This window comes from uncultured Tateyamaria sp. (genome assembly GCF_947503705.1).
Classification (GTDB): Bacteria; Pseudomonadota; Alphaproteobacteria; order Rhodobacterales; family Rhodobacteraceae; genus Tateyamaria.
The window spans coordinates 264,911-287,340 of record NZ_CANNES010000005.1 but is presented as its reverse complement, the minus strand read 5'-3'; the positions used below and the strand labels follow the sequence as shown (position 1 = coordinate 287,340).

Below are 22,430 nucleotides of genomic sequence, written 5' to 3'. Positions count from 1 at the left end.
GGAGATTTCCCATGACACGCCACATGACTGCACCCGCATCGCACCTTGCTTACCTGACTGCGCAGAACCGCATTCCGGCCGCATCGCTGATTGCTGTCCGCGTCGCTGTGGTCCTGTCGAAATGGGCCACACGTCGGCGCACGCGCCTGGCGCTGCAGCAACTGACGCCGGATCAGCTGCGCGATGTGGGATTGACACCTGCCGAGGCCTCGCTTGAGGCGCGGCGCGTGTTCTGGCGGATGTGACATCCCCGTGGCGACCGCCAGACCTCTTCCTCTCGGCCGGGCTTGTCCCGGCCGCTTTTTGTTATTCTTCCCAATAATTTAGTCAGGCAGATCGACACCTGCGGGCGGAATCGCATAGGTCAGACTGGCCCGCGCCACCGGCTTGTCCATCCCTTCGGAATAGACCAACACATCTGACACCGACAGCGTCTTGCCCAGCTTGAGCAAGCGGCCATGGGCGATGAGATCGACACCCGCCGCAGGTTTGCGCATAAAATCAATCGAACAGTTGGTGGTCACGGCCAGCGCGCGTGGCCCGATCTGTGCGAGCGTGACCATATAGGCGGTGACATCCGCCAGCCCGAACATTGCAGGCCCAGAGATTGTACCCCCAGGGCGCAAATGTCGATCTTGTACCAATAAACGCAAAGTCACGCCGTCGTCGCTGACCTCTTCGACATGAAATTCGCCTGCCACTTCCAGAAAAACTTTGCCCAAAAACGCATTCATCTCGGCCGCATTCATCACAACGGTCATGCTTTTCCTCTCCCGTTCAATGCCTTAGGATGGGCTGCAAATCAGGACGAGGGCAAGATGGCAATTCTGGAACGTGAGGTCACGGGCGCGGTCGCCCATCTGCAAATGAACGCGCCCGAACGGCTGAATGCGCTGTCAGACGAGATGATTGCCGCACTTCACGGCGCATTGGACGAGATCGCCGAAGACAGCAGCATTCGCGCGGTTGTCCTGTCCGGCGCAGGCAAGGCGTTTTGCGCGGGCCATGACCTGAAACAGATGACCATGGGCCGACAGAATGAGGATGGCGGGCGGGCCTATTTCAAAGACCTCTTTGACCGCTGTGCTGCGATGATGGCGCGGGTGCAGTCCCTGCCCCAACCCGTGATTGCCCAAGTCCACGGCATTGCCACCGCCGCCGGGTGCCAACTCGTCGCGACCTGCGACCTCGCTGTGGCCGCACAAGACACCCGCTTTGGCGTCAACGGCGTCAATATTGGCCTCTTTTGTTCAACACCTATGGTGGCCCTGTCCCGCAACATCCCCCGAAAACAAGCGTTCGAAATGCTGACCACTGGTGAGTTCATCGAGGCTGATCGCGCCGCCGCTTCGGGTCTGATCAACCGCGCCGTCCCCCCTGACGACCTCGCAATTGAGGCGAATACACTTGCCAATCAAATCGCGTCCAAGCTGGGTGTGGCGGTGAAAATCGGCAAGGAAGCGTTCTATAATCAACTGCAAATGCCCGTCGCTGATGCCTATGCCTACACTGGTACTGTCATGGTCGAAAATATGTTGGACCGGGATACCGCCGAGGGCATCGACGCGTTTATCGCAAAACGGCCGCCGAACTGGTCGCAATAACCACGTTAAAACTCTTAAAATTCACCACGACAATGCGTTGTTTCCAAATCGAGACCGGACTATTTCCAATTCAGGTCTGGCAAATTGGGCGCAAATGAGGCACAAATGGGACACGGTTAACACAGCCGTAACACTTTTGGGTCGCCGTGGGCGGAAGGTCCCTCCAGGTCAGCCTCTCACTGACCGACCATCCCCGCAGCGGCGACCCCAAAACTCCCTTTAATTCCCTGCTAAATTCACAGCTTCATGTCCGATCAAACGGGTGGTGTGCAATCCTCTACGCTCAGATCCAAAACTGGATCCTCGGGGCCGCATGCTTCACCCGAAACGGGGTAACGCTCTGGGTTTTCGCAGGCCTGCACCAAGATCATCGCAAGCAGAGCAAGCGCAAATTTAGGGTAAGTCATCGTCGTCTCCATTCAAACTGCACTTACGGCATAACCTCCGGACAACCGCACCGATTGACATGTATCAACGCGCATATGCGTCGCGTCCGCATTTCCCCCGCCGCGATCCGTTGCGCGCAACACGGCTTTGCCCTACATCGCGCCCATGACACACACACTTCACATCGTCGGCGGCGGTATGGCCGGATCCGAAGCAGCCTGGCAAGCAGCCAATATGGGCGTGCAGGTGGTCATTCACGAAATGCGGCCCAAAGTCGGCACCTTTGCGCATCAGACGGGCCTGTTGGGCGAAATGGTCTGCTCCAACTCCTTCCGCTCTGACGACAGCGAACAGAACGCCGTTGGTCTGCTGCATTGGGAAATGCGCGCGGCAAACGGGCTAATCATGCAGACGGCAGACAAACACCGCCTGCCGGCCGGCGGCGCCCTGGCCGTGGATCGTGACCCATTTGCCCAATCGGTGACCGACGCGCTAGTGGCGCACCCCAACATCTCGGTGGACTACGGCGAGATTACCGAGCTGCCCGACAACGGCCATTGGATCATTGCCACCGGCCCCCTCACCTCATCGGCACTGGGCCAAGCGATTGCCGCCGAAACCGGAGCCGAGGCACTGGCCTTTTTCGACGCCATCGCTCCCATCGTCTATTTCGACAGCATAGATATGTCACAAGCATGGATGCAGTCGCGCTATGACAAAGGCGAAACCGAGGAGGAGCGGACAGCCTACCTCAACTGCCCCATGACCAAGGAACAATACGAAGCCTTCATCGACGCCCTTCTCGCGGCGGAGAAAACCGAGTTTCATGAAGGCGAGACAGCAGGCTATTTTGATGGCTGCTTGCCCATCGAAGTCATGGCCGAACGGGGGCGCGAAACCCTGCGCTTTGGCCCGATGAAGCCGGTTGGCCTCACAAACCCGCACGCGCCCGATCAAAAGCCCTACGCTGTCGTACAATTGCGCCGCGACAACAAGCTGGGCACGCTCTACAATATCGTAGGTTTCCAGACCAAGATGAAGTACGGCGCACAAACGGATGTTTTCAAACGCATTCCCGGGCTTCAGAACGCGAACTTCGCCCGATTGGGTGGTATCCACCGCAATACCTTTTTGAACAGCCCGACGCTGCTGACGGCCGACATGCGGTTGCGTTCCCGGCCCAATGTCCGATTTGCGGGCCAGATCACAGGCGTTGAGGGCTACGTTGAGTCTGCCGCAATGGGTCTGCTGGCCGGGCGGATGGCCGCAACCGAGTTGCTGGGCGGCTCGCTTGATACGCCCCCCAACACTACGGCCATGGGCGCGCTTATCACGCACATCACTGGCGGTGCCGAGGCCAAGACGTTCCAACCCATGAACGTGAATTTCGGCCTGTTCCCCCCGGTCGAAGGCCTCAAGGGCGGACGGCGCGGTCGCAAGGACCGATACAAAGCCTACACCGACCGCGCCAAGGCGGACTGGCAAAACTGGCTCGCGCCACAATCACAAGCGGCTTGATCTTCTTTTGTTCAAAAATACTCCGGGGTGTCTGAGGGGCTGGCCCCTCAGTCCCGCAGGTGCAACCCACTGGACGGACCGGGCTTGTGACGGCTAGTTTGACGCATGACAAACTTTCTGGACAAAGCCTACACCGCCCGCGACGCCGCATCGACCCGCAGCCTTTATGACGACTGGGCCGCCAGTTACGAGGCGGAGGTTGCGGAAAACGGATATGCCACACCGGGCCGTTGCGCAGAGGCACTTAAATCCCTGACCAATGACCTAAGCGCGCCCATTCTGGACTTTGGCTGTGGCACCGGCCTGTCTGGCCTCGCACTGAAACTTGCCGGATTTGCAGCCATTGATGGCCTCGATCTGTCGGCCGAGATGCTGGAGGTCGCGGACACCAAAGGTGTTTACCGCAAACTGGACCAGATAGAAGCGGATGCAGACCTGCCTTTTGCCCAAGGCACCTACAGCGCCATGGCGGCCATCGGTGTGATCGGAGCCGGGGCCGCGCCAATCGCTGTGCTGCACACGCTGATGCGCAAGCTGGACTCTGGCGGCAAACTGGTCTTTTCCTTTAACGATCACGCCCTGTCCAATCCCGAGAATGAAGGCGGTGTGTCAGAGTGGACCGATTGCGGCGCGGCGCGACTTTTGTTCAAGCAACATGGCGCTCACCTTCCCGGAATTGACTTGAAGTCCACCGTATACGTTCTTGAAAAAGCGTGACTTTCAAGACCCGCTTTGCACCATCCCCCACGGGGCCTTTGCATCTTGGCCATGCCTATTCTGCACTCGTGGCCCACGATATGGCCATTGCGCACGGTGGCACATTTCTGTTGCGGATCGAGGACATTGACCGGGCCCGCGCGCGCCCTGAATGGGAAACTCAGATTTTTGACGACCTTGCGTGGTTGGGTGTACGGTGGCCGGAGCCCGTGATGCGGCAATCACAGCGGCAGCAAGCCTATAATCAGGCCCTTGATACGCTTTGGGCCCGTGGCCTCCTCTTTGCTTGCACATGCAATCGGCGCGACATTTTTGCTGCGGCCCAGGCCCCGCAGGAAGGCGCCCCGCTGATCGGTCCGGATGGTATCGTCTATCCAGGTACCTGCCGTACCTTGCACACGTCAGCGCAAGCTCAAACGCCTAGGCCCAAAAACGTCGCACTGCGTCTGGATATGGCCGCTGCCGTGCAGGCACTGCAGGCTGATCAGAGTGCGCGACCATTGCTTGAGTTTTCAGAAACAGGCAGCGGTCCCAACGGCGAAACGGGTCAAATTGATGTGCATTATGATACACTTGCCGAAACCGTAGGCGACGTTGTGCTCGCCCGGCGCGATATGGGCACTTCCTATCACCTGAGCGTTGTGCTGGACGATGCGGAACAGGGGATCACACATGTGGTGCGCGGGCGCGACCTCTTTGACGCGACCCAAATCCATGTGGTGTTGCAAGGTCTTCTTGGCCTACCCAAGCCCGTCTATCACCACCACGCTCTGATCCGAGACCAAGCGGGCAAACGGCTGGCCAAACGCGATGATGCCCGCGCGATCAGAAAATACCGGGATGACGGGTGCACGCCAGATGATATCAGGCGTATGATAGGTCTCTGACGCGCTACATTGGCGACATCAACTCCACCTCGGAACCAGCTGTTACATCAGTGTAAAAGCAGGTTCGCCGCCCCGTATGACAGGCCGGACCGCTTTGCCGCACCTGAATGAGCAGACAATCGCGGTCACAATCCACCCGCAACGATACCAGTTCCTGGACATGGCCGGATGTTTCGCCCTTGATCCAGAACGCCTGCCGCGATCTGCTCCAATAGGTCACACGGCCCGTGGAAAGCGTTTGCGCCACCGCTTCGGCATTCATCCAGGCCATCATCAGCACCTCGCCCGAAGTCACATCCTGCGCGATTGCAGGCACAAGGCCATGATCATCATATTTCAGAGTGGCTGGGTCAAAAGTCACGGCGGCAGCGGGGTCGGACATAAGCAAAACCTTTTGCATCTGGGATGAGCCCGCTTATGTAAGGATAAAGAATTCGCGACACCAGAGCGGAGGGGCCATGCCCGCCGATATCGACCTGATAAAACTATATTCCAACCGCATCCTCGGCCTTGCGGCGGATATCCCGCATCACGGCCGCCTCGATACCCCCGATGCAACGGTTAAAAAACGTTCGCCGTTGTGCGGCTCCACGGTAACGGTGGACGTACAAATCGCTGATGGGCGCATCTCAGGCTTTGGCCAAGATGTCAAAGCATGCGCTTTGGGTCAGGCCGCCGCTGCTGTGACTGGAGGCGCGATCGTTGGACGGACCCTTGAGGAGGTCACCGGCGCGCGCGACGCACTGCGCGCCATGCTGAAAGAGAACGGCCCCGTTCCCTCCGCTCCTTTTGATGGGTTCGAAGTTTTAGAACCTGCACGCGATTACAAGAACCGCCACGCCTCTATTCTCCTGAGCATTGAGGCTGCCGTCGAGGCGATGGAACTGGCCCTGCAATCAGACTGCGCCTGATCCTAGATTAGTCAATTGTGAAGGAATCAGCGCTAGAGCATGTGCACCTCCAGCGAAGAGTTCACATATGACGGCGCATCCCGACTTTCCCGAAATTCCACAGATGAACGCGCTTGCCCGCGCAGCATCGGAGTTGGGATATGAAATTGTCGATATTGCAGGCTTTCTCGACATGGTCGAAGAGCGGGCGCGCGATCAACGCGCCGCCCTGACGACGCTTGAACATGGTGCTGGCGAAATCAAGACCGCCAATGGGGCGGTGCAGGCAGTCGCGCAGGACTTGACCCAAACCGTCACGAAAACTTCGCAAGACGTAAGCCAATCGGCGGCCTTGGTTCGTGATCTGGGGGAAAACTCGCGCACTGTGGCCACGTGGGTCCAAGACCTGTCTGACCGCAGCGCCGACGTGAGCGACACGTTGAAGGCGGTTAAAAACAACAACACGCAAATTGCATCGATCGCAATGCAGGTGAATACCCTGGCCATCAATGCCAAGATTGAAGCGGCACGTGCGGGCGAAAGCGGTCGCGGCTTTGCTGTCGTGGCTGAGGCCATCAACGAATTGTCACAAGCAACACGACAAGCAGCGGACCAGATTTCCACCAATATCGAGACACTTACTCAGTGGATTTCCGCCCTGGGGTCGGAAGCAAATAGCGTGGCGCAATCTGCCGCGGCCGTTCTCGACCAAAGCAAAGATACCGATCTGGCTCTTGGTCGGATGGAACAATCGGTGGCGGACACCGACACCCAAGTAACCCGAATCAATACACAGACAGAAACGGTGCGCGCAGCGATTGACGCCTTTGCGCCCGGTATGAACGGGATTTGTAACGGGATCACTGCAACCAGCACCGGGATCACGCAAGCCCATGGGCGCGTGCAACGGTTGATCGACACCTCAGAGGAAATCGTGCAAGCTAGTGCAGCCTTGGGCGGCATGACCGATGACGGGCCCTTTATTGATTACGTAAAAAACCGCGCTCATCTTGTGTCTGCCGCAATCGAGCAAGCCTTGGACACAGGCCAATTGCAGACCAGCACCCTTTTTGACCGGACGTATGTCCCTATTCCGAACACCGATCCACAGCAGGTGCGCACGAGTTACGTGGATGTCTTTGACGCGATTTTGCCGGACATCCTTGAACCCGCGTTGGAATTTGATCCCAAGGTGGTGTTTTGCGCCGCCGTCGATGTGAACGGCTACCTGCCGACGCATAACCGCAAGTTTTCGCAAACACCGCGCAGTGACGTTGTCTGGAACACCGCCAATTGCCGCAACAGGCGCATCTTTGACGACAGGGTAGGCCTCAAGGCGGGGCGCAATACTGCGCCGTTTCTGCTACAAGTTTACCGGCGTGATATGGGCGGCGGCGCGTTCAAGATGATGAAGGATCTGTCCGCTCCGATCATGGTCGGAGGACAGCATTGGGGTGGCCTGCGGCTGGCCTACACGTTCTAGGCAAAAAAAGCGCCGCACATCCGGGCGGATGGCGGCGCAAGGAAAAGCAATTCTTGCTTGGGACAGATACCGCAAACCCCGAGGCAACGAGGGTTCGGTCAGACAGGCAGAGACTGACCAAGATGCGCCAATGTGGGACGGGCGCGGGGCGGGATCGTAAGCAAGATCGCAGGCAGAACTCAGAACAACGACGGAAGGTGCAAACCAACCAGCAACATCACCATCAAAGCCGCCGCCCCAACTGCATCCTGAAGCAGATTTGCTTCGGCGCGTGTGGCGATTTCCTTGATGTGGCGTAGCGTGATCATGTTGGCGTCTCCGTCTTCGAGTTGCCTCTTTGTTCTCATATTATTAACAATCGGTAAAGAACTTTTTAAGAACATTTGCGAACTTTTCAGAACAAAACTGCTAACCTACTGAAATCAAACGGATCGCTTCATCCTGCCGCATCAGCCATAACAACGCGCGCGCCGCCTGCCCGCGCGGTGTTTCCAGTGTCGGATCATCGGCCAGCAGTTTGCGCGCATCGGATTGGGCGATCGCCATCAACGCGGTGTGCCGCTCCATGTCAGCGATACGAAAACGGGGCACACCCGATTGTGCGGTTCCGATCAGATCGCCATGGCCACGCATCTGCAAATCTGTCTCGGCAATTCGAAACCCGTCTTCGGTTTCGCGCAGAACTTCAAGCCGCTTTTGCCCTGCCTCAGACAGTGGGGCCTGGTACATCAGCAAACAGGTTGACGCCGCACTGCCGCGCCCGACCCGCCCACGCAACTGGTGCAATTGTGCGAGGCCAAAAGTTTCGGCCCGTTCAATTACCATGATCGTTGCGTTGGGAACGTTCACACCAACTTCGATCACCGTTGTCGCAACCAGAACACCGGTTTCGCCCGCCTGAAAACGCGCCATGGCCGCGTCTTTTTCAGCGGCCGGCATCTGGCCGTGTACTAGTCCGACAACCCCTTCGCCCAACGCCGCCCGCAAACGTTTGAACCGTTCTTCGGCAGCCGTAAGATCAACGGCTTCACTTTCCTCAACCAAAGGACAGACCCAATAGCACTGTCGCCCCTCTGCCATCACGGCGCGCAAGCGGTCCACGACGTCATCCATGCGCCCCGTACTAACCAGCGCTGTCTTGATCGGTTTGCGCCCTGGCGGTTTTTCGTCCAGCATAGAAACATCCATATCGCCATATTGGGCCAGTGCCAGCGACCGCGGGATCGGCGTTGCGGTCATCACCAGCACATCCGCATCCGCCCCTTTTTTTCCCAATTCAAGCCGCTGCCGCACGCCGAAACGGTGCTGTTCATCAACAATGGCGAGGCGCAGATCTGCAAAATACACATCCGCCTGAAAAACCGCATGGGTCCCAACCAGAATATGGATGTCGCCTGCGGCCAGTGCTGCCAGTTTGGCGCGCCGTTCTACCCCTTTGTCACGTCCTGTCAGGATTTCCAGCACGACACCGGCGCTTTCGGCCAAGGGTTGTAACCCTTCGAGGTGCTGCCGCGCCAGGATTTCAGTGGGCGCCATCATGACGCCCTGCCCGCCCGCTTCGACCGCGACCAAGAGGGCCATGAAGGCCACGAATGTCTTGCCCGCGCCGACGTCGCCTTGCATCAAACGGTTCATGCGCACGTTTTGCGCCATGTCCTGGGCAATCTCGTCAATCGCGCGATCTTGGGCACCAGTTGCGGCAAACTCCAACGCCGTGCGCACCTTTCGTTGAAGGCGCCCATCCCCAACACTCATTCGCCCCGGTACACGTCGTTCGGAGGCGCGCGCGAGGGCGAGGGTCAACTGGTGGGCCATCAATTCGTCATAAGCCAAACGGGTTCGCGCCAGACTTGTCGCAGCCAGATCGCCCATCGATACGGGTGTATGCGCCGAGGTCATCGCTGCGGCGAAATCAGGCCAACGCGCTTGCGCCAACTGGGTCGGATCAATCCATTCACCGAGCTGAGGCAACAGTCCAAGTGCCGCACGGCTGGCCTTGAACATCGTTTTTTGCGTAACGCCCGCAGTCAGGGGGTAAACGGGTTCAAACGCAGGGATGGTTTCGACGTCTTCTACGGATACGATGTGTTCAGGATGCACCATTTGGACGATCCCATCGAACATTTCGACCTTGCCCGACACCACACGCGTGCTGCCTTGAGGCAAGACGCGGCCCAGATAGTCACTGCGCCCGTGGAAAAAGACCAATTGAAAGCTGGTCTGAGCATCTTCAACGTGAATGCGGTACGCTCCTCCTCGATTGCGGGCGGCGTGATGTGCACCGACTTTCACCTCTACCGTCAGGGTTGAAGGGAGATCAGCGCCGGATACAGTCTCGCGCAGGGCCCGGTCTATGCCGGAATGCGGTAGGGTAAAGAGGATGTCACGCGGCGCTGTAACACCGAGATGCGCCATGTTCTGGGCCGTTTTCGGGCCAACCCCGGCCAGTGTTTCGAGCCCGGCAAAGAGCGGAAACAGGATCTCGGGTCGGCTCATGCGGCGCCGATCAGCGCAAGCCAGCCATCTTCGTCAAGCATTTCGATCCCCAATTCGGCGGCTTTTTTGCCCTTTGAACCAGCGCCTGGGCCCGCGACAACCAGATCGGTTTTGGCGCTGACCGACCCTGACACTTTGGCACCCATCGCCTCGGCGCGGGCTTTTGCCTCGGCCCGCGACATGCGTTCGAGTGTTCCAGTAAACACAACGGTTTTGCCCGCGACGGGGCTGTCGCTGGTGTCCGGTCGCGTGGCCTCTTGGATACTCAGATGTTCGGCCAATCGTTCGATACTGGCCCATTCCGCATCTTGCTGGAACGTGGTCGCCAAAGACTGGGCCATAACGCCACCGACCCCGTCGATGGATATCAGATCATCCCATGCCGTATTGCCGAGTGCCGCAGTGCGCATTGCAGTGCTGAAAGACTGCCAGTCTTGGTAATGTGCGGCCAACAAATTGCCTGCAGCTTCGCCCACATGTCGGATCCCCAGGGCAAAAACTACCCGGCCCAGCCCGATCTCGCGACGCTCATCAATGGCGTCAAAGAGATTGGCTGCCGATCTCTCGCCCCAACCTTCGCGATTTTTCAACTGTTGCAGCCCGCTGCCATAGCGGTCGCGCAACGTGAAAATGTCAGCTGGTTCTTTGATCCAGCCATCGGCGTAGAACTGCTCGACTTGTTTTGCACCGAGACCTTCGATATCAAAGGCAGAGCGGCCAACAAAATGTTTCATTTTCTCAACGGCTTGGGCTGGGCAAACCAGCCCCCCTGTACATCTGCGCACCGCATCACCCGGTTCGCGGACGGCAGCACTGCCGCAATCGGGGCAGTGGTCTGGCATGACAAAGGGAACGGCAGTTTCGGGCCGTTTGGCCAAGTCGACATCCGCCACTTTCGGGATCACATCGCCCGCGCGGTACACCTGGACCCAATCACCGACACGAATGTCTTTTCCGTTTCGGATATCTGCGCCTTTGCTGTCGCGGCCCGCAATATAGTCTTCGTTGTGCAGTGTCGCGTTGGATACGACGACGCCCCCCACGGTCACCGGCGTCAAACGGGCCACCGGGCTGAGCGCGCCGGTACGGCCTACTTGAATGTCGATGGCCTCCAGGTGCGTCCAGGCCAATTCGGCGGGAAACTTGTGCGCTGTTGCCCATCGGGGGGTGGTTGAGCGGAAGCCAAGCCGCCCTTGCAACACCAGATCGTTCACCTTGTAGACAACGCCATCAATGTCGTAGCCAAGATCGGCGCGCAGTTGCTCGATCTTGCGATAGTGCGCGATCATTTCATCAGGACCGTCACACAGTGCAGTTAGCGGGTTGGTCTGGAAGCCATATGCGGCCAGCTGTTCAATCGCGCCCGCCTGAGTTTCGGCCAGCGGCGCACTGAGCGCACCCCACGCATAGGCAAAAAAACGAAGTGGCCGCGCGCGTGTGATTGCGCTGTCCAATTGGCGTAGAGATCCCGCCGCAGCATTGCGTGGATTGGCAAATTGCTTGTCCCCTGCCTCGGCCTGGCGCACATTCAGCGCCTCGAAATCCGGGTGTGACATGTACACTTCGCCCCGCACTTCCAAAACCTCCGGCGCGTCAGCGATTTCGTGCGGGACATCATCGATCGTGCGTGCATTGGCGGTGACGTTTTCTCCGACAGTGCCATCGCCGCGGGTGGCCGCCTGGACCAGTTTGCCGTTCTCATAGCGCAAGGACAGCGAAAGCCCGTCAATCTTTGGCTCGGCCGTATAGGCGAGCGACGCGTTGGCACTCAAACCCAGATACTTGCGCACCCGCCCGTCAAACTCGCCTACATCGGCATCATCAAAAACGTTGGATAGGGAAAGCATTGCAACCGCGTGGGTCACTTTGGTGAACCCTTCGGCCGGGGATGCGCCAACTTGATCGGCAGGGCTGTCCGCGCGTTTCAATGCAGGAAACAATCGCTCGATATCTGCATTGCGCCGTTTCAGGGCATCGTAGTCTGCATCACTAAGATCTGGCGCATCTTGCGTGTGGTAAGCCGTATTGGCTTCGTTCAGGATTTCGGCCAATCGGGCCAGTTCGGCTTTGGCTTCGTCTTCCGACAAAGTGTTGGGGTCCGGTAAAGCGGTCACGTCATCCCTCGCGCGCGGTTCTTGGACAGAGATAAATCCGCCACCCGCCGGGGTCCAGTCTTTCCGTCATCTCCAGGGTTGGAGTTCAAAAACACCAGCCTCATATCGCACAAAAAAACCGGCACGCAGTAACTGCACGCCGGTTGTTATTGTTGGGATCGCCTTAGGCTCCGATAGCAAGCCGTTCGCCGTCATCCGCTTCCACAGGTTCGGGGTCGCGCAAGACATAGCCGCGCCCCCATACCGTTTCGATATAGTTGTGGCCGCCGGTTGCTGTCGTGAGTTTCTTGCGCAGCTTGCAGATAAACACGTCTATGATCTTCAGCTCCGGTTCGTCCATGCCGCCATAGAGGTGGTTCAAAAACATTTCCTTGGTCAATGTCGTGCCCTTGCGCAGGCTCAACAGCTCGAGCATCTGGTATTCCTTGCCCGTCAGGTGCACGGTTTTGTTGTCCACGCTGACCGTCTTGGCATCCAGATTCACCGACACGTCGCCAGTGTTGATCACCGATTGCGAGTGCCCTTTGGACCGGCGAATGATCGCGTGGATGCGCGCCACGAGTTCCTCGCGATGGAAGGGTTTGGTCAGATAATCATCCGCACCAAAGCCAAAGCCCTTGATCTTGTTTTCAGTATCATCCGCGCCGGACAGGATCAAAATCGGCGTCTCGATCCGGGCCAGCCGCAATTGGCGCAGCACCTCGTGACCATTCATATCAGGCAAATCGAGATCCAACAGGATCAGGTCGTAGTCATAGAGCTTGGCAAGGTCGATCCCCTCTTCTCCCAAATCCGTCGCATACACGTTCAGATTGGCATGGGTCAGCATCAGTTCGATGCTTTTCGAGGTCGTTGGGTCGTCTTCAACAAGCAACACGCGCATTCTATCGATCTCCGCAATCGGGGTGGCAATTCTTGGAACTGAACGTGAACCGAAAAGGTTAACCACACGTTACCCTTGTCGGGATTGTAACATAACAACTTAAAGTTGTCTATATTTTTGAACCGACGTTGCCTTGAGAGCATCCTCCCCATGGGTGGACACCGCACGCACCCATTCCTCGAACTCTTCCGCGCTGATCCCGTACCGCTCTTGCGCACCCTCTTGGCTGATCAAGCCATAGATCACGCCCCGCACCACAGCCGCCTTGCGCGAGGCCACCCAACGGCGCGTCGTCACCGGCGGCAAATCGGCTTGCGTCAATACAGTTCCATCCGGCAGCGTGACCGCACGCGGCCCATCCACTTTCTTCAAATACATCGGTCTGCTCACGTCATTTGTTTGAGGCGACCATGCGCAATCGCCTTTAATGACCCGTTAAACGCGCCCTTGAGACTATTTCGCATTTTCATATATATGCGTTCAACTCACCCCGGAGACACGCCATGCTTGACCAGACCGGTCCGCTCAATTCATTGGGTTTTGCCAAAGCCCCCGCCGACACGCGCGTCGTTGTTGCCATGTCCGGCGGCGTCGACAGTTCCGTTGTCGCGGCCGAGCTTAAAAGCCAGGGGTATGACGTCGTCGGCGTGACTTTGCAGCTTTACGATCATGGGGCAGCGCTGGCCAAGAAAGGGGCCTGCTGTGCCGGCCGTGACATCCATGATGCGCGCCGCGTTGCCGAGGAAATGGGTTTTCCCCATTACGTCCTCGACTATGAAAATGTATTTAAAGACGCGGTGATAGACGAATTTGCCGACAGCTACCTGGGTGGCGCGACACCTGTACCCTGCATCCGTTGCAATGAACGGGTCAAATTCAAGGACTTGCTGGAAACCGCCAAGGATCTTGAGGCCGATTGCATGGCCACAGGTCATTATATTCAAAGGAAAATGGGGGATGCCGGGCCGGAACTGCACTCGGCCGCTGACGCGAACCGCGACCAAAGCTATTTCCTGTTTTCGACCACGGCGGCTCAACTCGATTACCTGCGCTTTCCGCTTGGGCACCTGCCATCCAAGGACGACACGCGCGCTTTGGCCGCCAAATACGGTCTGGCTGTTGCAGACAAACCCGACAGCCAGGACATTTGTTTCGTGCCCAATGGCGACTATGCCGCCGTGATCCGCAAATTGCGGCCAGAGGCCGCCGCGCCTGGCGACATTGTGGACATGAACGGCCGGGTTCTGGCGCAGCATGATGGTGTGATCAACTATACCATCGGGCAACGCCGGGGACTTGGGATTGGCGGGCTTGCTGACCCGCTTTATGTGGTGAAACTGGACGCAGACGCCCGGCAAGTCATTGTTGGACCCAAGGAAATGCTGGCCACCCGGTCAGTGCCGGTGCGCGAGATAAATTGGCTGGGCGATGCCCCCTTTGACAGTCAGCCGGAATGGCACGTAGCAGTCAAAGTCCGCTCTACGCGCCCCCCTACAGATGCCGTGATTCGCCCCATCAGCGCGACAAAGGCAACAGTCGAACTGGTTTCGGCCGAGGCAGGCGTTTCGCCGGGCCAGGCTTGCGTCTTTTACGACCGCGACAGCAGCCGCATCTACGGCGGTGGCTGGATTCACAAGGGCTAGCCGCCCCGCGCGACGCCAAACAAAAAATGTCGTGCACGCATTTGCGTGCTCATTTGGATCACGACCGCTTGCCAGAAGACGCATCCCTTGCATAACTGAACGTGTGTTCAAATCCTAAGGAGGGGTCTCGACCATGGAACTCAGCACAACCAGAGCGGTAGTCACAGGCGGCGCATCCGGCCTTGGCGAGGCAACAGCCCGGCATTTTGCAGCGCACGGGGCCGCGGTAACGATCCTTGATCGGGATGCAGACCGGGGCCGAATCGTCGCGCAAGAGATCGGCGGCTTCTTTGCCGAGACGGACGTGACAGACGAAGCCTCGGTCCAAGCCGCCATCAATCAGGCCGTAGCTGACATGGGTGGTCTGAATGCTGCCGTGAATTGCGCGGGCATCGCATTGGGGATCAAGACGGTCGGCCGCGATGGCCCCCACCCACTCGGAGCCTTCCAGAAAACCATCGACATCAACCTGGTGGGCAGCTTCAACGTCTCCCGCTTGGCCGCGGCAGCTATGGCCGACAATGCGCCAGAGCCCGACGGCGCACGCGGCGTCATCATCAACACCGCCTCCATCGCCGCCTTTGACGGGCAAAAAGGGCAAGCGGCCTACGCCGCCTCAAAAGGGGGCATTGTCGGCATGACATTGCCCATGGCGCGCGATCTGGCCTCCACCGGCATTCGCGTGATGGCCATTGCGCCGGGCATTTTCCGCACGCCCATGCTGGCGGGCCTGCCCGATGATATACAGGCGAGCCTTGCCGCAGATGTCCCTAACCCTTCGCGGCTCGGCGATCCGAACGAATATGCCCGTCTGGCCGGCTTCATCGTGGAAATGGGCTACCTCAATGGTGAGGTTATCCGGCTCGACGGCGCGCTCAGGATGCGATGATGCCCAGTGAGCTGGAAAAAATGCGGGCCGGTGACTGGTACACGTGCCTTGATCCCGAATTGGAAATGATGCGCGTTGCGGCGCTGGACGCCGTTTATGCGCATAATCAGCTGGCCCCATCAGATCGGCGTTCGCTCAGCACGCCTTTGGCCCGCCTCTTTGGCAGCCATGGCAGGAATTGCCTAGTTGAGGCGCCGTTTCATTGTTCCTACGGCTTCAACACCCATCTCGGGGACGACGTGTTCCTGAATGTCGGCTGCGTTATCCTTGATTCGGCCCCTGTGCATATCGGCTCTGGCACGCTTTGCGGGCCAGGCGTTCAGATTTATTGCGCAACGCACCATACCAATATCTCCAAGCGGCGTGCGGGCGTTGAAAACGCGCGCTCGGTTCACATCGGTCAAAACGTCTGGCTCGGCGGAAATGTAATCGTCTTGCCCGGGGTGAGCATTGGTGACGGCGCCATCGTGGGCGCAGGCAGCGTGGTGACACGCGATATAGCGGCCGGCGCAAAGGTGGCAGGCAATCCGGCCCGCCCCCTCTAAGCTTCCGCTTTTTCTGCCAGTTCCAACCATTCCTCTTCGGCGGCTTGCAGTTTTTCGTGCCGCGCGACCAACGCATCGGTGGCTTTTTGAAACTTGACGGGTTGCGCAGTGAAGAGGTCAGGATCGCTCAGCAATTCTTCCAGCTTGGCGATCTCGGCCTCAAGCCGCGCCATCTCTGCAGGCAACGCCTCAAGGCGATGCTTTTCAGTAAAGCTGAGAGCGGCTTTCTCGGTAGGTTTTGACTTCACCTTTGATCCGGAAGTACCTGTTTTTGCTTTTACTTCAATCGTCTCAGTTACGCGCTTTTGTGACCGATAGTCACTCCAACCACCGGCATAGACCGTGGCCTTGCCATCACCTTCCATCGCAATCGTTGTTACGGCGACGCGGTCGAGGAAGTCACGGTCGTGGCTGACCAGCAGAACCGTGCCGTCATACTGACCAATCAGGTCCTGCATCAGGTCCAGCGTTTCCACATCCAGATCATTGGTCGGCTCGTCGAGTACCAACAGGTTGCTTTGGCGCGCCATGATCTTGGCCAAGAGCAAACGCGCCTTCTCCCCCCCCGACAAAGAGCGGACAGGCGCGCGCGCCTGCGCCTCGTCAAAGAGAAACTCCTTGAGGTATCCAACAACATGCTTGGGATTGCCGCGCACCATCACCTGATCGGCCTTGCCGCTCACGCGCATGTCAGGATCGCCGGTCAGACTGTCCCAAAGGCTCTGATCGGGGTCCAGTTGCGCGCGGGCCTGATCGAACACGGCCAGTTCCAGATTGGTACCATGGGTCACGGTACCCGTGTCGGGTGCCGTCTTGCCGATCAACATGTTGAGAAGCGTCGTCTTGCCCACACCATTTGGGCCAACAAAGGCGATCCGGTCACCCCGCTGCACCTTGAGGGAAAACGGCTCGAGGATGACCTTCTCACCGTAGGTCTTTGAAATATCGACGGCTTCCAAGACCTTGCGGCCAGACTTAGGCCCTGCGTCCAAGGCCATCGCCGCCGTACCTTGCCGCTTGATCTGCGACGCGCGCTCGGCCCTTAAATCCTGCAAGGCGCGCACCCGACCCTGATTGCGTTTGCGGCGTGCCGAAATCCCTTCCACTGCCCAGCGGGCCTCGGCCTTGATCTTGCGGTTCAATTTGTGGCGCTGGCTGTCTTCTTCGGCCCAGGTGGTGTCACGCCAGGCCTCGAACGCGTCAAAGCCTTTCTCCATACGGCGCACCATTCCTCTGTCAATCCAGAGGGTTGCGCGGGTCAGTTCACGCAAGAAAGCGCGGTCATGCGAGATCAGGATGAAACCGGCCCGTGTCGTCTTCAGTTCTTCTTCGAGCCAGCCAATGGCTTCGATGTCGAGGTGGTTGGTCGGCTCGTCCAGCAACATCAGATCCGGGGCTTCGGCCATCAACCTGGCCAGGGCCGCGCGACGGCGCTCCCCTCCGGAGGCGGTTTCGACCGGACGGGCCGGGTCGAATTTCAAACCCTCGCCTGCGCGCTCGACCTTGTACATCTCCGAAGGGTCCAGACCATGCACCGCGAAATCACCCAGAGTAGCAAAGCCCGATAGATCCGGGTCCTGCTCCATATACCCGACAGACACGCCGGGCCCGGCAACGATGTCGCCACGGTCTACTTCAACATTGCCCGCCATGACCTTCATCAAGGTGGATTTGCCCGACCCGTTACGCCCCACCAAGGCCACCCGGTCGCCGGGTTGGACAACAAGGGACAGATCGTCAAAAACAGGATCGCCCCCAAAGGTCAGGGAGATGTCGGAAAGCTGCAAAAGAGGAACACGTGCCATGCGCGCCAGCTAGAGGGTCCGGTCAGGGCCGTCAACCGCAACGGGCCAATGCTTTCATTGTTCCAAAAATATGCAAATTCAGCGCTCTGGATATACGCAAGTCACCCGGCAACGGCGCGTAACAGCCGTTTGCGAGCGGGGGGAATCGCCCCGATCTCGACCCCGGTAAAGACATGCAGCGTGTTCATCTGGTCATCGACCACCACATGATCGCTCACCCACGCCCCCATCAACAGATAGGTCCGCAGCAACGGCGGCATACGCAACATCGCCTTTTTCATATCCGGTTTGCGGCGCAAGCGGGCGGCGTATTTGAAGACGTGCGGGGCCTTGACCCGAGGCAACCAGCGCTTGGGGGCGAGGTGCCGGGCTTTGAGCATGGCAAAAGCGTCCAGGTAATCGGCAGTATCCGTACCCGCAAAAGAGGAACAGCCAAAGAGCAGCTCGACCCCGTTGGCATCCACGTAGGCCGTCATAGCCCCCCAAGCCACGCGCAAGATGTCCGGGTCACTTAGGTTGGGGTCGATGCAAAAGCGACCCATTTCAACCATCTTGCCATCAAAGGCGGCCAGCCGATCCAACTCATAGTACTGTGCGGAATAGCTTTGGGCGATCTCCGCTCCGGTCAGGGGCAACATCCGAAAACAACAGACAAGCCGACTGTCGGCCTCGGAATGGACCAGTATATGAGTACATTTTGCATCATAAGGATCTGAATCACGCGGCGATGACACTTCGAAACACCTTGCCCGCAGCGCCTGTGCCGCTGCGATGTCGCCCGGCCCTTGGGCTTCGCGCGTGCTGTAACGGCCCTTTTTCAAAGCGATCATGCCATGCCCTTTCGGCGCCCTGCTTGGCCGCCGCTTAGCACACAGGATGTGTCAGAAGCGTGACGGTGATCAACCGCCAAACGCGCCCTCGGGCCCGATCTGGCCAATATTGCCCAGCAGCTGTCGGATAAAGGACACGTCGTTCACGCTGCTTGAGGTGACACGGCGCGACAGGCTGACGACGCGACCGTCCTCAAGACCAAAGCGTTCGATATTGGCCAGTACCCCTTCACCGTCAAAGCTCATGGCAAGCACTTGACGCTCGATCTCTTGCGGTGCGCGCAGCCCCAATGTCTTGGTCCGGCTGCGCACATAGAAGTAATTTCCGTTCTCAAGTACTCCGCCGGACGAGGGCGGGCCAACAAGGTCCTCAATCGTGGCGCGGGTATCGATGCCGACGACAAGTTCCTGCAATTCTTCCTCGGGCGGGATATAGCCGTGGTTGCGATAGGTGGCCGAGCACCCCGCCAGAACCACGGCGGTCATCAGTGCGATCAACGGTGCTAAGGTCCGCATGCCGGCCCCCCTTGGTATGTCTTGCCCCTTGCTCATGTGGCACGGGGCTTTTATCTCGACTTACTCAAGGATGGCCTCCGGTTCAAGAAACGAAAGTATCAGCCTCATGTCCAAGTCTCCTCCCTCGGGTGCCGCACTTCGGGTTTCCGCCTTGGCACAAAACGCCGCGACCCCTTTTTTGGTGCAGCCGGACGCGGCCGCCATGGTTGTCATCGCCGAGGAGTTGGCGCTGTCAGGGTTGCGCAAATTGCGCTTTGGCGGCGAGGTGCGTGGGCATGGCGCGACCGATTGGTTATTGTCCGGCACTTTGGGCGCGACAGTAACCCAGCCATGCGGTGTAACCCTGAAGCCTGTGACAACCCGCATCGACGTACCTGTGCGCCGCCTTTACGTGCGCGACCTTCAGGAGGTGGATGCCCCCGAGGTCGAGATGCCCGAAGACGACGAAGTGGAACCCTTGACGCAGTGGATCGACCCCGAAGTCGTCATGATCGAAGCCCTCAGCCTGTCGCTGCCCCTTTATCCGCGTGCCGATCACGCCGAACCGCTGCCAGAGACCGTGTTGACCGAACCCGGCGCTGCCCCTTTGACAGCGCAAGCCATGAAACCATTTGCCGGTCTGGCCGCCCTCAAGGACAAGTTGGAAGGTGACGACGACAGCTAAGCCAGAAAACCGCTTGCACCGAAGACAAAGATGCGTATTTTCGCGCTTTCACGACATTTTGGGTTGGACATGCCCGGGGCCTTTGCCTAAACGCACGTCACGCCCACATCCGGTCGATCCAATTCGTGCCCGCTGCAGGGCAACCCGAAACACGCATCCGCACCCGTTGCGGCGCTGCCCGAAATTCAAAGGCCCATTCCAATGGCTGTGCAACAGAATAAAGTGTCCAAGTCGCGTCGCAACAACCGCCGTGGCCATGACAGCTTGACCCCCGCCAACCCCAACGAATGCCCCAACTGTGGTGAGTTGAAACGCCCCCACCACATCTGTGCGGCGTGCGGTCACTATGACGACAACGAAATTGTCGCTATGACTGAAGAGGTTGATCTGGAAGACGACGCGGCCTGAACGGCGCGACGCAAGCAAAGGCAGGCACAGCCCCGATGACGGCCCAAAAAACCGATCCGGCCGATCAACACGGGCAACTTGCCTTTCCCATCATACTTTCAGTTGACGCAATGGGCGGGGACAGTGGCCCCGCCTCTGTTGTGTTTGGATGTTCGATCTCCGCCAAGAAAAACCCCAAATTGGGGTTCATTCTCCACGGTCCCAAGGACGAGCTAGAGCGTCTTGTCGCGCGCCGCAAGAACCTGATCAACCGTGTCGAGATTCGCGACGCCGCCGATGTCGTCACCATGCAGGACAAACCCAGCCACGTGGTGCGCAACGGCAAGGGTACATCCATGTGGTCGGCCGTTGAGGCCGTGCGTTCAGGCGAGGCCACCGTGGCCGTCAGTTGCGGAAATACCGGTGCCCTGATGGCGCTGTCGATGATCCGGTTGCGCAAGCTGCCCGGCGTGAACCGACCCGCCATCGCCGTTTTGTGGCCCAGCCGGAACCCCCAAGGCTTCAATGTGATGCTGGATGTGGGTGCTGATGTACGGGCCGATGCCGATGACTTGCTGCGTTTTGCCCTGATGGGCACCTCATATGCCCGAAACGGCCTGGATCTGCCCCGCCCGCGCATTGGCTTGCTGAATGTCGGCACCGAAGAGCACAAGGGCCGCGCTGAGTTGAAAGAAGCCTATGAGTTGATCGGCGCCCAGGCAGAGGCCGCCGAATTCGACTTTGTCGGTTTCGTCGAAGGCGGCGACATCCCGGGTGACGTGGCCGACGTCATTGTCACAGACGGCTTTACCGGCAATGTCGCCATCAAAACCGGCGAAGGCACGGCTGGGTTGATCGGCGATCTCTTGCGCGAGGCCTTTCGCTATTCGCCCCTTTCACGGCTGGCCTCGCTACTGGCCTTTACCTCTTTGCAGCGCTTGAAACGCCGCATTGATCCCCGCCGCGTCAACGGCGGCGTGTTCCTCGGGTTGAACGGCACGGTGGTGAAATCCCATGGCGGCGCGGATGCAACGGGTGTATCTGCTGCGATCAAGCTGGCCGCTCAATTGGCGGAACTGGGCTTTAACGACAAATTGGCCGCACGGGTCGCACATGTCACACCGGGCAGCGAGGCCGCGCCAGACGACACGCCCGCCAAGGAGAATAACACATGACTTTGCGCGCAGTGGTTCGGGGCGTCGGGCACTACCTTCCGACCCGCGTCGTGGACAATGCCGAGTTTGAGGCGACGCTAGACACCACGGATGAGTGGATCCGTTCACGGTCCGGGATTGAGCGACGGCATTTCGCCACCGATAACGACACAACCTCAACCATGGCAACCGCTGCGGCGAAGGCTGCGCTGACCGATGCGGGCCTTGAAGCGGATGATGTGGATGCGATTGTTTTGGCCACCTCTACGGCAGACCTGACCTTTCCCTCTGCTGCGACGATGGTGCAGGCCCAATTGGGCATGACCCGCGGCTTTGCCTTTGATGTGCAGGCCGTCTGTGCCGGTTTCATCTATGCGCTGTCCAACGCCAATGCGCTGATTGCCTCGGGCCAGGCGCGCCGAGTCCTCGTCATTGGGGCCGAAACCTTCAGCAAGATCATGGACTGGACCGATCGGGGCACTTGCGTGCTCTTTGGCGACGGTGCCGGTGCGCTCGTGCTTGAGGCTCAAGACGGCGCTGGTACGGCACAGGATCGGGGTATTCTGGCCACGGACCTGAATTCGGACGGACGGCACCGCGATCTGCTTTATGTGGATGGCGGCGTCAGCACGGGCACAAGCGGATATCTGCGGATGCAGGGCAATCAGGTCTTTCGCCACGCGGTGGAAAAGCTGGCCTCGACCGCGCACACCGCCATGGACCGGGCAGGTGTAACCGCCGATGATGTCGATTGGATCGTACCTCATCAGGCCAACATCCGCATCATCCAGGGCACCGCTAAAAAGATGGGCGTGCCAATGGACCGGGTCGTCGTGACTGTCCAGGATCACGGCAACACATCGGCTGCATCGATTCCCCTGGCCCTGTCGGTTGGACGCGACCGCGGCCAGATCAAAGAGGGCGATTTGCTGGTCACCGAGGCCATTGGCGGTGGTCTGGCCTGGGGAGCAGTGGTCCTGCGCTGGTAGAAAACCACGAAATTCACACCCGCTTCACG

General features: G+C 58.9%; 24 protein-coding genes and 1 pseudogene. 14 read left to right on the top strand and 11 right to left on the bottom strand.

The genetic code is table 11. The features are described 5' to 3' along the window. Positions 1-11: 11 nt before the first annotated feature. Positions 12-245, top strand: coding sequence for a DUF1127 domain-containing protein (locus Q1A44_RS13790; protein WP_299626099.1), 234 nt, complete (start codon positions 12-14; stop codon positions 243-245). A gap of 78 nt (positions 246-323) precedes the next feature. On the opposite strand, the gene Q1A44_RS13785 is transcribed toward Q1A44_RS13790, so the two are convergent. Continuing rightward, on the bottom strand, positions 324-761 hold the full coding sequence (locus Q1A44_RS13785) for a PaaI family thioesterase (protein ID WP_299626096.1): 438 nt from the start codon (positions 759-761) through the stop codon (positions 324-326). 48 nt (positions 762-809) lie between these two features. On the opposite strand from Q1A44_RS13785, the pseudogene Q1A44_RS13780 reads away from it, so the two are divergent. After that, positions 810-1,604: pseudogene (locus Q1A44_RS13780) on the top strand (enoyl-CoA hydratase); the annotation flags it as partial. A 254-nt stretch (positions 1,605-1,858) separates the two neighbouring features. Here the strand turns inward: Q1A44_RS13780 and Q1A44_RS13775 are convergent. Continuing rightward, entirely contained in the window at positions 1,859-2,011 is a 153-nt protein-coding gene (locus tag Q1A44_RS13775) for a hypothetical protein (protein WP_299626093.1), read from the bottom strand. Between the two features lie 145 nt (positions 2,012-2,156). Here Q1A44_RS13775 and trmFO point away from each other — a divergent pair, with 145 nt between their 5' ends. From trmFO to gluQRS, 3 genes are all read left to right on the top strand, one after another. Beyond that, a complete protein-coding gene (gene trmFO, locus Q1A44_RS13770; protein WP_299626090.1) occupies positions 2,157-3,509 on the top strand; it encodes a methylenetetrahydrofolate--tRNA-(uracil(54)-C(5))-methyltransferase (FADH(2)-oxidizing) TrmFO in 1,353 nt (450 codons plus the stop codon). A gap of 105 nt (positions 3,510-3,614) precedes the next feature. Further along, positions 3,615-4,226, top strand: a complete 612-nt coding sequence (locus Q1A44_RS13765; RefSeq protein WP_299626087.1) for a methyltransferase domain-containing protein — start codon at positions 3,615-3,617, stop codon at positions 4,224-4,226. After that, a complete protein-coding gene (gluQRS, locus tag Q1A44_RS13760) occupies positions 4,223-5,113 on the top strand; it encodes a tRNA glutamyl-Q(34) synthetase GluQRS (protein ID WP_299626084.1) in 891 nt (296 codons plus the stop codon). Before Q1A44_RS13765 ends, gluQRS begins: the two co-directional genes overlap by 4 nt. A 4-nt stretch (positions 5,114-5,117) precedes the next feature. Here gluQRS and hisI read toward each other — a convergent pair whose 3' ends face one another. Continuing rightward, the gene (hisI, locus tag Q1A44_RS13755; protein ID WP_299626170.1) at positions 5,118-5,474 is read right to left on the bottom strand and encodes a phosphoribosyl-AMP cyclohydrolase; all 357 of its coding nucleotides are present in this window, start codon (positions 5,472-5,474) and stop codon (positions 5,118-5,120) included. Positions 5,475-5,571: 97 nt separating this feature from the next. On the opposite strand from hisI, the gene Q1A44_RS13750 reads away from it, so the two are divergent. Together Q1A44_RS13750 and Q1A44_RS13745 are read left to right on the top strand one after the other, a co-directional pair. Next, positions 5,572-6,024, top strand: a complete 453-nt coding sequence (locus tag Q1A44_RS13750; protein ID WP_299626081.1) for an iron-sulfur cluster assembly scaffold protein — start codon at positions 5,572-5,574, stop codon at positions 6,022-6,024. A 67-nt stretch (positions 6,025-6,091) separates the two neighbouring features. After that, positions 6,092-7,486, top strand: coding sequence for a methyl-accepting chemotaxis protein (locus tag Q1A44_RS13745; protein ID WP_299626078.1), 1,395 nt, complete (start codon positions 6,092-6,094; stop codon positions 7,484-7,486). Between the two features lie 179 nt (positions 7,487-7,665). Here the strand turns inward: Q1A44_RS13745 and Q1A44_RS13740 are convergent, their stop codons facing one another. From Q1A44_RS13740 to Q1A44_RS13720, 5 genes are all read right to left on the bottom strand, one after another. Then, positions 7,666-7,794 carry a hypothetical protein gene (locus Q1A44_RS13740; RefSeq protein ID WP_299626075.1) on the bottom strand — a complete coding sequence of 43 codons (129 nt, stop codon included), beginning with the start codon at positions 7,792-7,794 and terminating at the stop codon, positions 7,666-7,668. 100 nt (positions 7,795-7,894) lie between these two features. After that, positions 7,895-9,982, bottom strand: coding sequence for an ATP-dependent DNA helicase RecG (recG, locus tag Q1A44_RS13735; protein ID WP_299626072.1), 2,088 nt, complete (start codon positions 9,980-9,982; stop codon positions 7,895-7,897). Next, positions 9,979-12,096 (bottom strand): NAD-dependent DNA ligase LigA, encoded by a 2,118-nt coding sequence (gene ligA, locus Q1A44_RS13730; protein ID WP_299626069.1) that lies wholly within the window; start codon positions 12,094-12,096, stop codon positions 9,979-9,981. Before ligA ends, recG begins: the two co-directional genes overlap by 4 nt. Positions 12,097-12,259: 163 nt before the next feature. Then, complete coding sequence (gene ctrA / locus Q1A44_RS13725) at positions 12,260-12,979, bottom strand: response regulator transcription factor CtrA (RefSeq protein ID WP_299626066.1); 720 nt, start codon at positions 12,977-12,979, stop codon at positions 12,260-12,262. A 99-nt stretch (positions 12,980-13,078) separates the two neighbouring features. Further along, positions 13,079-13,357 carry a DUF1153 domain-containing protein gene (locus Q1A44_RS13720; protein WP_299626063.1) on the bottom strand — a complete coding sequence of 93 codons (279 nt, stop codon included), beginning with the start codon at positions 13,355-13,357 and terminating at the stop codon, positions 13,079-13,081. Between the two features lie 125 nt (positions 13,358-13,482). On the opposite strand from Q1A44_RS13720, the gene mnmA reads away from it, so the two are divergent. From mnmA to Q1A44_RS13705, 3 genes are all read left to right on the top strand, one after another. Further along, on the top strand, positions 13,483-14,622 hold the full coding sequence (gene mnmA, locus Q1A44_RS13715; RefSeq protein ID WP_299626059.1) for a tRNA 2-thiouridine(34) synthase MnmA: 1,140 nt from the start codon (positions 13,483-13,485) through the stop codon (positions 14,620-14,622). 133 nt (positions 14,623-14,755) lie between these two features. Continuing rightward, complete coding sequence (locus tag Q1A44_RS13710; protein ID WP_299626056.1) at positions 14,756-15,511, top strand: SDR family NAD(P)-dependent oxidoreductase; 756 nt, start codon at positions 14,756-14,758, stop codon at positions 15,509-15,511. After that, positions 15,508-16,056, top strand: coding sequence for a sugar O-acetyltransferase (locus tag Q1A44_RS13705; RefSeq protein ID WP_299626053.1), 549 nt, complete (start codon positions 15,508-15,510; stop codon positions 16,054-16,056). The genes Q1A44_RS13710 and Q1A44_RS13705 overlap by 4 nt, the downstream gene beginning before the upstream one ends. Here the strand turns inward: Q1A44_RS13705 and Q1A44_RS13700 are convergent. From Q1A44_RS13700 to bamE, 3 genes are all read right to left on the bottom strand, one after another. Next, positions 16,053-17,861 (bottom strand): ATP-binding cassette domain-containing protein, encoded by a 1,809-nt coding sequence (locus Q1A44_RS13700; protein WP_299626050.1) that lies wholly within the window; start codon positions 17,859-17,861, stop codon positions 16,053-16,055. The genes Q1A44_RS13705 and Q1A44_RS13700 overlap by 4 nt on opposite strands. Before the next feature lie 101 nt (positions 17,862-17,962). Next, on the bottom strand, positions 17,963-18,691 hold the full coding sequence (locus tag Q1A44_RS13695) for a GNAT family N-acyltransferase (protein ID WP_299626047.1): 729 nt from the start codon (positions 18,689-18,691) through the stop codon (positions 17,963-17,965). A gap of 69 nt (positions 18,692-18,760) precedes the next feature. After that, positions 18,761-19,207, bottom strand: a complete 447-nt coding sequence (gene bamE, locus Q1A44_RS13690; RefSeq protein WP_299626044.1) for an outer membrane protein assembly factor BamE — start codon at positions 19,205-19,207, stop codon at positions 18,761-18,763. Between the two features lie 106 nt (positions 19,208-19,313). Here bamE and Q1A44_RS13685 point away from each other — a divergent pair, with 106 nt between their 5' ends. The 4 genes from Q1A44_RS13685 to Q1A44_RS13670 all read left to right on the top strand — a co-directional run bounded on the left by Q1A44_RS13685 (position 19,314) and on the right by Q1A44_RS13670 (position 22,401). After that, the gene (locus Q1A44_RS13685) at positions 19,314-19,871 is read left to right on the top strand and encodes a DUF177 domain-containing protein (RefSeq protein WP_299626041.1); all 558 of its coding nucleotides are present in this window, start codon (positions 19,314-19,316) and stop codon (positions 19,869-19,871) included. 201 nt (positions 19,872-20,072) lie between these two features. Next, positions 20,073-20,279, top strand: coding sequence for a 50S ribosomal protein L32 (rpmF, locus tag Q1A44_RS13680; protein WP_223424331.1), 207 nt, complete (start codon positions 20,073-20,075; stop codon positions 20,277-20,279). 35 nt (positions 20,280-20,314) lie between these two features. Continuing rightward, positions 20,315-21,433 carry a phosphate acyltransferase PlsX gene (plsX, locus tag Q1A44_RS13675; RefSeq protein ID WP_299626018.1) on the top strand — a complete coding sequence of 373 codons (1,119 nt, stop codon included), beginning with the start codon at positions 20,315-20,317 and terminating at the stop codon, positions 21,431-21,433. Continuing rightward, the gene (locus tag Q1A44_RS13670) at positions 21,430-22,401 is read left to right on the top strand and encodes a beta-ketoacyl-ACP synthase III (RefSeq protein ID WP_299626015.1); all 972 of its coding nucleotides are present in this window, start codon (positions 21,430-21,432) and stop codon (positions 22,399-22,401) included. Before plsX ends, Q1A44_RS13670 begins: the two co-directional genes overlap by 4 nt. Positions 22,402-22,430 lie beyond the last annotated feature (29 nt).